General features: G+C 55.4%; 8 protein-coding genes, 1 tRNA gene and 2 rRNA genes. 6 read left to right on the forward strand and 5 right to left on the reverse strand.

Features of this window, described 5'->3' with window-relative positions; all coding sequences use genetic code 11:
• Nucleotides 1-231: 231 nt before the first annotated feature.
• Together ALMA_RS05305 and ALMA_RS05310 are read right to left on the reverse strand one after the other, a co-directional pair.
• Nucleotides 232-1,662 (reverse strand): RNA-binding domain-containing protein, encoded by a 1,431-nt coding sequence (locus ALMA_RS05305; protein WP_094726698.1) that lies wholly within the window; start codon nt 1,660-1,662, stop codon nt 232-234.
• A gap of 672 nt (nt 1,663-2,334) precedes the next feature.
• Nucleotides 2,335-3,993 carry a S1C family serine protease gene (locus ALMA_RS05310; RefSeq protein ID WP_094726699.1) on the reverse strand — a complete coding sequence of 553 codons (1,659 nt, stop codon included), beginning with the start codon at nt 3,991-3,993 and terminating at the stop codon, nt 2,335-2,337.
• 171 nt (nt 3,994-4,164) lie between these two features.
• On the opposite strand from ALMA_RS05310, the gene tgt reads away from it, so the two are divergent.
• From tgt to ALMA_RS08250, 5 genes are all read left to right on the forward strand, one after another.
• Entirely contained in the window at nt 4,165-5,532 is a 1,368-nt protein-coding gene (gene tgt / locus ALMA_RS05315; RefSeq protein ID WP_244568885.1) for a tRNA guanosine(34) transglycosylase Tgt, read from the forward strand.
• Between the two features lie 204 nt (nt 5,533-5,736).
• Nucleotides 5,737-5,823: transfer RNA gene (locus ALMA_RS05320), tRNA-Leu, on the forward strand.
• 615 nt (nt 5,824-6,438) lie between these two features.
• Nucleotides 6,439-7,413 carry an SDR family oxidoreductase gene (locus tag ALMA_RS05325; protein ID WP_094726700.1) on the forward strand — a complete coding sequence of 325 codons (975 nt, stop codon included), beginning with the start codon at nt 6,439-6,441 and terminating at the stop codon, nt 7,411-7,413.
• Nucleotides 7,406-7,933 (forward strand): aldo/keto reductase, encoded by a 528-nt coding sequence (locus ALMA_RS08245; RefSeq protein WP_244568886.1) that lies wholly within the window; start codon nt 7,406-7,408, stop codon nt 7,931-7,933. Before ALMA_RS05325 ends, ALMA_RS08245 begins: the two co-directional genes overlap by 8 nt.
• Nucleotides 7,930-8,319 carry an aldo/keto reductase gene (locus ALMA_RS08250; RefSeq protein ID WP_244568887.1) on the forward strand — a complete coding sequence of 130 codons (390 nt, stop codon included), beginning with the start codon at nt 7,930-7,932 and terminating at the stop codon, nt 8,317-8,319. The genes ALMA_RS08245 and ALMA_RS08250 overlap by 4 nt, the downstream gene beginning before the upstream one ends.
• 48 nt (nt 8,320-8,367) lie before the next feature.
• Here ALMA_RS08250 and spxB read toward each other — a convergent pair whose 3' ends face one another.
• Nucleotides 8,368-10,218 carry a pyruvate oxidase gene (gene spxB, locus ALMA_RS05335; RefSeq protein WP_094726701.1) on the reverse strand — a complete coding sequence of 617 codons (1,851 nt, stop codon included), beginning with the start codon at nt 10,216-10,218 and terminating at the stop codon, nt 8,368-8,370.
• A gap of 199 nt (nt 10,219-10,417) precedes the next feature.
• On the opposite strand from spxB, the gene ALMA_RS05340 reads away from it, so the two are divergent.
• Entirely contained in the window at nt 10,418-11,011 is a 594-nt protein-coding gene (locus tag ALMA_RS05340) for a TetR/AcrR family transcriptional regulator (RefSeq protein ID WP_094726702.1), read from the forward strand.
• Between the two features lie 652 nt (nt 11,012-11,663).
• On the opposite strand, the gene rrf is transcribed toward ALMA_RS05340, so the two are convergent.
• Both rrf and ALMA_RS05350 read right to left on the reverse strand, forming a co-directional pair.
• Nucleotides 11,664-11,781: ribosomal RNA gene (rrf, locus tag ALMA_RS05345) — 5S ribosomal RNA — on the reverse strand.
• Between the two features lie 127 nt (nt 11,782-11,908).
• Nucleotides 11,909-12,111 (reverse strand): 23S ribosomal RNA (locus ALMA_RS05350); the annotation flags it as partial.

The raw sequence follows: 12,111 nt of genomic DNA on the forward strand, positions 1-12,111 counted from the left end.
TCGTAATGTTTCACGTGAAACATGCTTTCGCATACGTCCGTGCACGTCATGGTCTAGCTTCTAGCTTATCGGAAGGGTGGCGCAATGGGAAGGCGGGGTGCGGGAATACACTTTCTAATTTAAAACAGTGCTACCAGCGATTTTACCGTCCCTATAGTCTACCGAATTAAATAAACTTTCCGCCTGGAATAAGGGATTTGCGCCATTTTGCTGCCACAGTAGTCTACCAAATTAAATAAAATCAGTAGTTCCAGGCTCATAGTAATAGAATGGCCTATATCGCGCCGTCCTTTTCGCTCCTCTCGTAGATGGATCCTGCACTATAAGTCCTTTATCTGCAGCCTGAGCTATAAGCTGCGATATCTGCGCAGCTTTATTTTTTGGAAGACCAAAGCGTTCTCTGAGAGAACCATTTGTCAGATACTCATTTTTCTCTGCTCGCAAACAACAATGAAGATACACAGCATTAATCCGCTCTTGTATGCTCATATCTCCGAAGTGGCTCTTTGTTAACCGAACTTCAGTGCTTTTCTCTTTTATGAGAAATTCTGGCGCATTTCTTTTTTCGCTTTCTATGTTTTCGAGTGCACGGTCTATGCCACTTCCGCGCTTCTCACATATCCGCAGAATCCGTAAAACCTCAGCTAAACTCTCATTCCTTTCATACGCCTCATCTACAAATCTATTTGTCGAGATTTCTGGGATGCCAGGGTTAACCACACTAATATAGTCATCTGCTATAGTAACCGCTACATCCCCATTACTGTAAAAATCTTGATGCACACATGCATTCGCTAGAATCTCTCGTATAGCTACATCAGGGAAGTCTTTAATAATATGACGGAGCCCGTCATCAAAAACTTCTCGCGCAGGTATCAGAGCATTAATATAGCTCAAAGCCTCCGCAAAAACGACTGCATAGCCGGCACTAAAATATCGATCACTTATAGCATGAGTAATATCAGAGCCTCTCAATTGAATTACTCGAATCTTACGATACCTCACATCTTGAAACTTATCTAAATCACGAGCCAATACTAATGCTCCGAGACGTCGAATATAAAACTTGTCAGGATCCCTCCATGAGCGTTCTACAAACTTTAACCGTATGAAATCATCAATCTTCGTAGACGTATTCGGAACCGGAACTCCTAGAAGATCATAATATTTTTCTACCGCCAGTAACGTCTGTACTTCATCCCAAGAATACATACCGGGCTCATTTTCATCAAGCCAGTCGGGCACCACCTCATTAAGCAAAACCCGCAGCCTGTCTTGGCTCATCGGCTGCAACGATTCCCCATTCCTCATCCAGTACTGTCCGTTATACATAGTAGGTCTCCCAGGAATAGACCTAGGAATATGCAGAATTAGCACTCTCTTCGATTCCACAACTTTTTCATCAAATACACATCTGATGCCTAGCTCATCATATATACGCTTCTCTGCTCTAGGGTAATCTTCAAAAGCTTGGGTACCCACTATTCTCTTATCGTCAGACACCCCAAAAACTATTTCACCGCCACCTTCGCAACTGAAAGCGCAGCAATACTGAAGGAGCTTAGTGAAGTCAAACTGTTTTGAAGCTGCCTTAAACTCCAAATGCCGAGATTCATTCTCATTAAGATAACGATATAGCTCATCATTAGTTTTTATTCCCATATTCCAGCTGCCTTAAATGCACTCTACCTTGAACTTCAAGGATGCCCTATTTTCTAGATATAGTCTACCAAATTAAATAAACTTTTCCGCATAAAATAAGGGATTCTAAGTATTTTTCCTGTCGTAGTAGCCTACCAAATTAAATAAACTGCATATCCGTACCAGTGCCGCCCCACAGGCTATGTTCGAACACGTTATGTGTAACTCATCTCACCCCAGCATCGATTTTCGGCATTTTGGGGCTTCTTCGCCACACGGAATGAGATGACTTACACAGAACGCACCGCGTTCTCGCTTCAGTGAGCGAGGTATTCTCCCCTCTGAAGTACGTTGGCTGTAAATCGTCTCACTACGACGCCAATTTTTACACATAAGAGACTTCTCAAGAGCACACAGTGAGACGGTTTACAGCTTACGTATCCGCACGCGACGTCTAGAGGCACTATCCTCTCGCATACAGACGGAGTTGTTTGTAAATCGTCTCACTCGAGCATCCATTCTCCTGGTTTTGAGGCCATCCGTCAGAATAAAATGAGACGATTTACAAACAACTCCCCCCATACCTGCCCACACACCCTTCACCGCCCACGCAAAAGGCGCAGAACCTTGTTAGATTCTGCGCCCGCCTGCGCCCGCGACCTACGAGAGGCCATTCATGTAGTTACTAGGTTACTAGTTGCTGCTTCCGCCGAAGAACTGCTCAAATGGGTTCGTGAAACCGTTCGAACCATTTCCCGAGCCATCCGAGCCATTTCCAGAGCCGTCCGAGTCCGACCCGTTTCCGGAGTTCCCGTTATTCGAACCGTTCGAACCGTTATTCGAGCCGTTCGAACCATTCCCCGAGTTCCCGTTCGACCCATTCCCCGAATTCGAACGCGCCGTAGCCGTCGTGGTCTCTTCATGATCCATGGTCACGGTCAGGTCCACTGCCTTACCATCGCGCACCACAGTCAGCGTCACCTTCTCGCCCTTCTGCGTCGCACGCACGTAGCCGAGCAGAGCTTCGTTCGAACCTACTGCATGGCCGTTATACGCCACGATGGTGTCCCCTGTCTGCAGGCCTGCATCCGCACCCGCCGAGCCGGAGTTCACAGAACGCACCTGGGAGCCTGTGCGCGTCACGCCATCAGCAGTGGCGGTAGACGTGGTCACACTGATACCCAGCACCACGTGTGTAGCTTTACCGCTGGAGATAATGGAAGAGCTGACCCACTTGGCCAGATTTGCTGGAATAGCGAAGCCGATGCCGATGGATCCGGAGCTGCCGCTCGTCGAGCCCGCAGACGACCCTGCCGTCGCGATAGACGAATTAATGCCTATCATCTTCCCCTCGGCATTAAAGGTAGGACCACCCGAGTTACCCGAGTTAATGGACGCGTCTATCTGCACCGCGTTCGTCACCACAGCGTTACCGCTGCCGTCTTCGCTCGCCACCGACACTGGGCGGTTCAGCGCGGAGACGATACCCGTCGTCGCTGTGTTTGCGTAGCCGAGTGGGCTACCGATGGCCATCACGGACTCACCTACTGCGAGGTTATCCGAGTTTGCGAAAGTCACTGGAGTCAGGTCGCTCGGAGCGTTCTTCAGCTTAATGACCGCCAGATCCGTGGTCGGGTCCGTACCCACCACGTCTGCTTCGTACATATTTCCGTTCGAGAGCGTTACCTGGAGGTTCGAGGCACCGTTTACCACGTGGTTATTCGTGATAATGTGCCCTTCCGTGTCCAGCACTGCGCCCGATCCGATGACCGTTCCGTTCGAGACGCGCCCCTGAATGGAGACGACCGATGGCGCCACCTTCTTCGCGATGGCCGTCCAGTCTACAGAGCTTCCGGAGACTGCGGTAGTGCCTGCGCCGCCCGTGGAGCTCGTCATGCTGCTGAGATTCGTGGAGCTCGGCACGGTCAGCACGCCTGTGCGGATGCCCGCTACGCCGAGTCCGGCGACGAGTACTGCCGCTGCGACGGCTGAGCCGGCTGCTGCCCAGATGGTCGTGGCGCGGTTTTTCTTCATGATGTCGTCGACGGTGTGCGCGTTCGCCGCGATGCCCGCGGCCGTCACGCTCGCCTGCGTACCGTGCGCGTTCGCTGGGTCCGCGAAAGCGTTCGCATCGCGCTGGACGTAGGCGCGCGTCGTGTGCGCCTGCTCGTTATACAGCGGCGCGCCCGGGATGGTGTTCGGCTGAGGCTGGCCAATTGGCGGCTGGGCCGGCTGCGCTGGCATCTGTACGGTAGGCTGCTGCTGCGTCTGCTGTGCGTATGGATACTGTGGGTACTGACGGGTAGGCTGTGGCTGTTCAGCCTCGTTATTCGTAAACAATTCGTCTGTCATCTTTTTACTCCTTAAGCGCCCCTAAACCTTCCGGCGCTTATCTATGTCCACCTACTAGGAAAACGCACTATTCTGAGAATACCCTGAAAGTCACCTCAAAAGTTACCCTTTTCTTCCCTGAGCACAGAACGTGCACAGAAAAATTGGCAGAAAATGGAATACAGTAGAGGTATGACAGAAACGAAACGCCGTAAGCGTAAAAAGAAGAAGAGCGCGCCGCAGTTCACCTACGTCCAGGTGGACACGCGCGCACCCGAGGGCACGGTGCTGCCGAAGCCGAAGTTCTCGCCGCTGGGCGCGCAGCCGGGCCAGCCAGGCGACCGTAGCGCGTTCGGATTCGAGATCCACACGCGCCTCGACGGCAAGCACGGACGCACAGGCGTCATCCACACGCCGCACGGGGACATCCAGACGCCATGCTTCATCCCAGTGGCCACACAGGCGACCATGAAAGCCGTCACGCGCGAACAGATGGAAGATAACGGCGCGCAGGCCATGCTCGCGAACGCCTTCCACCTGTACGAGCGCCCGGGCGAGGCCGTCATGAATGCCGCGGGCGGACTGAACGAATTCATGAATTGGGATAAGCCTACGTTCACAGACTCGGGCGGATTCCAGGTCATGAGCCTGGGCCAGGGCTTTAAGAAGACGCTCGCCATGGACGTCGAAGGCATGAAGAGCGACGACGTAATCGCGGACGGAAAGGAGCGTCTCGCCTTCGTGGACGAAGACGGCGTGAGCTTCAAATCCCCGCTGAACGGCGGCATGCACCGCTTCAGCGCGGAGATATCCATGCGCGTGCAGCATAACATCGGCGCGGACATTATGTTTGCCTTCGACGAACTGACCACACTCATGAACACGCGACGCTACCAGGAGCAAGCCGTGGAGCGCACGTACCGCTGGGCTCAGCGCTGCATCGCCGAGCATAAGCGTCTGACGGAAGAACGCGTGGGAAAGCCGTACCAAGCACTCTTCGGCGTGGTACAGGGGGCAAACTACGAGGATCTGCGGCGTCTGGCCGCCTCGCAAATAGGCTCGCTGGACTTCGACGGATTCGGCATCGGGGGCGCCATAGAAAAGCGCATTATGGGCGAGATTTGCTCGTGGATCTGTGACGAACTGCCAGAAAACAAGCCGCGCCACGTGCTGGGCATCGCAGCTGTGGATGACATCTTCGCTGGCGTGGAAAACGGCGGAGACACCTTCGACTGCGTGGCGCCGGCACGCACGGCGCGAAACGGGGCTGTCTTCACGAAGGACGGGCGCTGGAACATCAAGCGCGCGGCCTATAAGTTTGACTTCTCTCCTATCGAAGAAGACTGCGACTGCTACACCTGCCGCAACTACACGCGCGCTTACGTGAACCACCTGCTGCGCGCGGGCGAGATGACGGGTGCCACGCTGGCCACCATTCATAACGAGCGCTTCTTTATCCATTTGCTCGAGCAGATTCGCGAGTCTATGGATGGCGGGTACTTCGCCGAGTTCCGCGATGCGTATCTCGCGCGGTTCTATGCGAATGGGTCGCGGGGGTAGGCGGTAAGCTCTAGGCGAGGCGGGCGGGCGCGGCGGAGGCGGTCGAGCGCGGTCGGGGGGCGGTCGAGCGTGCGGGCGCGTGCGGGCGCGGTCGGGCACTGCCGGGCGTAAGACGTCCGAGCCGAGAACGCAGCCGAGCAAGACACGCCCACGACGCGCAGGGATTGCGTGCGCGAGCATCCTGTGTTAGGGTAAAGGATGTCTGCGCACGTGGCGGAATGGTAGACGCGCTGGCTTCAGGTGCCAGTGACCGCTAAGGTCGTGGGGGTTCAACTCCCCCCGTGCGCACCATGGTGAAAATGGCTTAAAACCTCAGGTTTTAAGCCATTTTGCGTATGTGCGTGGGGCGCGGGGCTGGGCTTGGCTAGGTGGGCTGGGCTGGGACTGGTAGCGCGCGGCTTCGGACCGCCCCTACTCACAACGGTGAGAGCAGTAGGCTGTAAATCGTCTCATTGTACGCGCCCACGAAGCTCCTCACAGCCGAAAATGCTGGCTAAAGTGAGACGATTTACACCCTACGTCCTCACGCATCCTGTGCGATTCCTCGTCCGGGCCACCGTGAGGGCACGTTATGTGTAAGTCATCTCACCGCTGCACCTATTTTTCTGGACTTCTCACCCCACGAGCACCGCGCATGAGATGACTTACACATAACGCACCTTTTCACGGCCCTAAGAACGTCATTTCTGGATAAGTTGTTTAAGTTGTTTGTAAATCGTCTCATTCTCACCGCGATTTCCCCGCATTCTGCACCGTCCGACCGCCCTCAGTGAGACGATTTGCAAACAACTCCCACTCGCCCCCTCGCTCCCCCTCGCCACTCTCCTCCCCACCACCGCACCAGCACCACCGCTGCGAGTATCCTAGAAAAAAGAAGAAAAATCACACACGAGAAGGACCCCCATCATGCCACGCATAGGCCTCACCGGCGTCACCGGTCACCTCGGCAGCCTCATAGCACGCGAGCTCCAGCAGTCTATAGCCCAGTCTAAGCGCGCTACGGCACCCGAAGACTTTGATGAGCCCATCATCCGCTACATCGCACGCTCTATGCCGAAGCTCATCACCAGCCTCTCCCGAGGACTGTCAGACGCACCATGGACAGAAACCATAGAAGCACGCAAAGCGTCATACGCTGATGACCGTCTCGCTGCGAAGGCCCTCACCGGCGTGGACACGCTCCTCATGGTTTCGGCCGGCGAAAGCCCTACGCGCGTCCAGGAGCATAAAGCCTTCATCGACGCAGCATCGAAGGCCGGCGTACAGCACATCGTGTACATCAGCTTTTACGGCGCAGACGAGAACGCCTCCTTCCTCCTGGCCCGCGACCACGGTGCTACAGAAGAATACATCAAGAACAGCGGCATAACCTACACCTTCATTCGGGATAATTTCTACGCTGAGTTCTTCACCGAGCTCGTCCTCGAGTATGGCGAAGTCCGTGGCCCTGCCGGAGACGGCGTGTGCTCCATGGTAGCCCGTGAGGACATCGCCCGCGTGGCTGCTCACGTTCTGGCCGACCCACGCAGCTACGCGAACGAGACACTAAACATGACTGGTCCGGAAGAGCTGAGCATGGCAGACGTAGTGCGCATCGCCAGCGAGGAGCTCGAAACACACATCCCGTACATCGACGAGACGGAGGATGAGGCTTTCGCATCGCGCGCTCAGTATGACGCTCCAGACTGGATGGTGGCTGCCTGGGTGAGCACGTACACCGCCATAAAGAATGGCGAAACTGCTGGCCTCACCTCGGACGTTCAGCGCGTGACCGGCCGTGCACCGCTCAGCTTCCTCGAGGTTTTGCGTGCGGACATCGCGCGTCAGGAAGAGCAGAAGGAGGAGCGTAAGGAGGCGCAGAAGGAGGCCGTCCGTGCCTAAAACCACCCCTAACACCACGCACCCCCACACCCTCCTCCTCCGTAACGGCGTCCGCATCCCCGCCCTCGGCTTCGGCACCTTCCAGCCGAGCGCGAGCGCGGGCGAAGGCATTAGCGACGAGACGGCGGAGGATGCCGTTTTCGAGGCTCTGAAAGTGGGGTATCGTCTCATCGATACGGCTGCGTTTTACCAGACGGAGGGCGCGGTGGGTCGTGCTGTCCGCCGCGCGCAGGATGAGCTCGGCATCGCGCGCGAGGAGATTTTCGTCACAAGCAAGCTGTGGGTGACGGACACCACGTATGACGGCGCTTTGCGGGCGTATGACCGCTCGCTCGAGCGTTCGGGGCTGGATTATCTGGATCTGTACCTCATTCATAATCCGATGCATGACGTTTTCGGCGCGTGGCGTGCGCTCACCGAGCTGTATACGGCCGGCCGCGTGAAGAGCATCGGCGTGAGTAATTTTCGCGTGCTCGGCTCGAGGACCTCTCTCTGTTCAGCGAGGTTGCTCCGCACGTGAATCAGATCGAGGTGAACGTCTTCCATCAGCAGCGCGAGGACGTGCAGTACATGCGTGAGCACGGCATTCAGGTGGAGGCGTGGGCTCCGTTTGCGCGCGGACGCCACGGCTCGCTCGACCATCCGGTCCTCGCTGAGCTCGCGGCCGCGCATGGGGTCAGCACCGCGCAGATTATCGAACGCTGGCTCGTGCAGCGCGGCATCATTCCGCTGCCGAAGAGCGTGCATACGGACCGCATTACGGCCAATTTTTCCATCTGGGATTTCAATCTCAGCAGTGACGAGATGAAAGCAGTGGAAGAATTGGACGAAAAAACGAGCGCTTTCTTCGACTGGAGCGACCCGGCGGTTTACGCGCGCTTCGCCAGCCTGCCGTACGAGGGCTAAGAAAAAAGGCGGGCAGCTCGCGCTACCCGCCTCACTCTCTTCTCAAACTTAGATCTCGACGCCTTCGAGCTCGAAGTAATGCGTCATCGGCAGCAGCTCCTCGCCGTCATACGAGGCGAAGAACTCTTCGAGGGTCTCCGGATGGTGGAGCGTGCCATTCGCGTTATAGTTCGCGTTAATGGTCTCCACGAGCTTTCCGTCCTCCATGTGGAACTCGAGCTCTTCCACCGGCAGACCGCGCTTATCCGTAATCTTCGCGTCGATAAGGAACGGACGGCCAGCCTTCGTAACCTCTACAGCCTTATCGAAGGCTGCCGGAAGCTCAGCAGACGAGCGGACAGTCACCGCTTCTACTCCCATACCCTGGGCGATCATGGCGAAGTCCTGGTCCTCGAGGAAGATGCCTGAATGCTGCGGCATGGCGATGTCATCCTGCTCAGACTTAATGAAGTTCAGCGATGCGTTCGAGGTAATGACGTTAATCACTGGCAGGCCGTACTTCTTCTCCGTGATGAGATCCTGCATGACCATGGAGTACGCGCCATCGCCCGCGATGTGGAAGATCTGACGCTCTGGGAAGCTCAGCGCACCTGCGATAGCACCCGGCAGACCGTAGCCCATGGAGGCGAAGAGAGCGGAGATGGTCCACTTATTCTTCGGTGTGAGGTTCAGGTAACGGAAGGAGTTAATGATGTTATCTCCTACGTCGATGGAGAAGAGGGCGTCCTCTTCAGCCACGCGGTTAATCTGCTTATAGACCGCCTCGAACTCGAGCGGATCCGACTCGCGGTTCATCATCTTCTGCAGGTATTCACGCCAGTTCTGGTTCGCCGCCACGCAGGCGCGGAAGAATGGAGTGGATTCAGTCTCCTCGACCTCGCCAGTCTCGATAAGACGCAGAGCGGACTCCACGAAGCTCGTGGCATCCGACCATACACCGTAGTCGAGGAAGTGGTGCGAGCCGAAGCGGCCGGCGTCAGCATCGATCTGCACGAACTTAAATTCATGCGTGCGGTACACGAGGTTAGCGAATGGGAAGTTCGAGCCGAGGGCGATGACGAGGTCTGCCGTAGCGAAAGCTTCATCTGCAGCTTTGCATGCAGCACGGTTCGCATAACCGAGGTTCGCCTCGTACTCGTCTGGAACCAGGCCCTTCGCCAGACCCGTGAGAACCAGTGGCACCTGGAGCTTCTTCGAGAGCTCCACGAGCTTTTCGCCACCAGCACCGATACCGCGACCCACGTGGATGACTGGACGCTTTGCTTCCTTAATGAGGCGGACGACCTCGCGCACTTCCTCATCCGTGGCATGTGGGAGAGGAGCTGGCTTACGGTCCGTAGGGCTGGAGCTGGAGTATGGAGTGTCTGGAATCTGCGCGTAGCCGAAATTATTCGGAATGACCACTACAGCCACACCCTTATGCTTATACGCCTCGCGCACAGCCTTATCTACGACGTATGGCAGGCTTTCTGGAGTCATGACAGTGCGGTCATACACGGCCACATCCTCGAACATAGGGTTCTCAGCGAACTCCTGGAAGTAATCATAATTCATGTTCGTGCTCGGCACCTGACCGATAAGTGCCACCACTGGAGCATGGTCTTCACGAGCATCATAGAGGCCAGTGAGCAGATTCGTCGCGCCTGGACCGGCAGAGCCGAAGCAGACCTGAACGTGACCGGTCAGCTTCGCATCTGCGGACGCAGCCAGAGCACCTACCTGCTCGTGACGAACGTGAATGAACTGAATGCGGTCCTTCTCAGCATCCAGTGCGGCCATGGTGGAATTAAACGATCCACCAGGGTATCCATAAATGTGCTTGACTCCCCACGACTCGAGGACGCGAAGCATCGCGACGCTGGCTGGGACTGTAGCTGGCTTATTCTGCTCTGTGCTCATCTGTGCTCACTCTCACTTTCATAGTGCTCGTAGTGACGCCCTTCCGCTACGAAAGGTCTGTTATGTACTATTATGGCACATTTTTTCTCGAGCGGGAGACGGGGGAAGTAGAGCTACATCACAGTGTGATGTATGTCATAGGTGGGGTGGATAACCACTGCACCTCCTCGTTCCGCCACTTTTTGCTACACTAAATACCATGACAGAGCAGCCACAGACCCCACAGACTTCGCAGACCCCACAGACGACCGAGCACCCGAAGCAGCCTGAGCACCCGACGGACACCCGCGCGTCCCAGACTCGTGCCCGCCTCATCGGCGCCTTCACGGAGCTCATGTGCTGCTATCCCATCGACGAAATTACGGTGAAAGAGGTCGTCGCGAAGGCGAAGCTCACTCGCCAGACCTTCTACCGCCACTTCAATTCGAAAGAGGACATCCTCGACGCGAAGCTCGACGCGCTCTACACCGAGTGCTTCGCGTACATCGAGTCCCACGCCCCCGCGACGTACGAGGCTTTCCTCGCCGCGTACTTCGCCTTCTGGCACGAGCGTCACGCCACGCTGCAGACTATCCTCGAGCATAATCCGCACTGGCTGTTCACCGAGACCGCGCACGCGTACACGCATCGCTTGTATCCGCTCGTCCGTCCGTTCTTCCCGTCTTCCTTAGGTCAATTCTTCCCCGACTTTCTGTTCGGCGGCCTCGTCCTCGCCGAGGCCACCTGGCTCGAGCGCGGATGCCAGGAATCTCCTGAAGCGATGGCGAAGGAGCTGAGCGAATACTGGGCGTGATGTTTCACGTGAAACATCAGAAGCTTGTACTCTACATACGCTGCTAGGGATAGAAAGATACGTGTCTACGCAGGGAATCCACTCTGTAAAAAGATACAAGTTCGCTGACGGAGAGCACGACAGCGAACCCTTACACACTGTAAAAAAGTAAATGTAATCATGAGACGAATGATGGCCTTATGGTCACTATTTTACGTCCTATACGACCATAAAACGGGTGTAGGTAGAAAATATCAGAGCTAGTCCTATTCGTCGTATACAGAGCACCTCATTCTATGGGGAGCAGTTAGTATGTATGAGAAGAGATGAGGGCGTGACGGATGGTGAGGCGGGGGGGTGTTGTGTGTAAGTGGTCTCACTAGAAAGGCTTCTCCGCACTGGAAACCCCCTAAAATCCCGTCTGGAGTGAGACGACTTACACATAACCACGCCTCTACACCTCGTGTTTAACGTGTTATTTGCAGATTCTCTCACTCACCCCGCGTGGCTAGGCTTGTTTACCAAGGTATCCCACGTTGAATGAGACAATCTACAAACAACACAACACCCCCTAGGAATAAAAAAAGGGGAGCTCCCACCAGTGTAAAAGCCCCCGAGTATGTGAAAAGGGAAGCAACCTTTTTAGGTGCTTCCCTTATCAATGAAGTATTATTTGTGGCGGTGTGTTACTCTCCCACACCCTATCGAGTGCAGTACCATCACCGTGCTCACGCTTAGCTACCAGGTTCGGAAAGGAGACTGGGCGTATCCATGAGGCCAAGACCACCACAAAAATCTTGTGTAATCATATTCTATTATACGTGGTGGTTTGGGGACCGGCTAGTAGACGCGAAAATCGTTTTCGTGATCACTGTATTCCAGTGTTGCAGAAAGATTAATGATGCTTAAGATATGATTGTTGGTTTGTTTTCGACTGTTAGTACTAGTCAGCTCCACACGTTACCATGCTTCCACGCCTAGCCTATCCACCTCGTGTTCTACAAGGAGTCTCACGCGGCTCTAAATCCGCTAGGAATTCTGATCTTGGAGAAAGCTTCCCGCTTAGATGCTTTCAGCGGTTATCTCACCCGAACGTAGCTAACCAGCCATGCCACTGGCGT

The organism is Alloscardovia macacae, assembly GCF_002259705.1.
In the GTDB taxonomy this organism is placed as follows: Bacteria; Actinomycetota; Actinomycetes; order Actinomycetales; family Bifidobacteriaceae; genus Alloscardovia; species Alloscardovia macacae.

What these genes read in the sequence shown, in the direction of transcription:
- ALMA_RS05305 (WP_094726698.1), bottom strand. Translation starts at nt 1,662, where the DNA reads ATGGGAATAAAAACTAATGATGAGCTATATCGTTATCTTAATGAGAAT.
- ALMA_RS05340 (WP_094726702.1), top strand. Translation starts at nt 10,418, where the DNA reads ATGACAGAGCAGCCACAGACCCCACAGACTTCGCAGACCCCACAGACG.
- ALMA_RS05325 (WP_094726700.1), top strand. Translation starts at nt 6,439, where the DNA reads ATGCCACGCATAGGCCTCACCGGCGTCACCGGTCACCTCGGCAGCCTC.
- spxB (WP_094726701.1), bottom strand. Translation starts at nt 10,218, where the DNA reads ATGAGCACAGAGCAGAATAAGCCAGCTACAGTCCCAGCCAGCGTCGCG.
- tgt (WP_244568885.1), top strand. Translation starts at nt 4,165, where the DNA reads ATGACAGAAACGAAACGCCGTAAGCGTAAAAAGAAGAAGAGCGCGCCG.
- ALMA_RS05310 (WP_094726699.1), bottom strand. Translation starts at nt 3,993, where the DNA reads ATGACAGACGAATTGTTTACGAATAACGAGGCTGAACAGCCACAGCCT.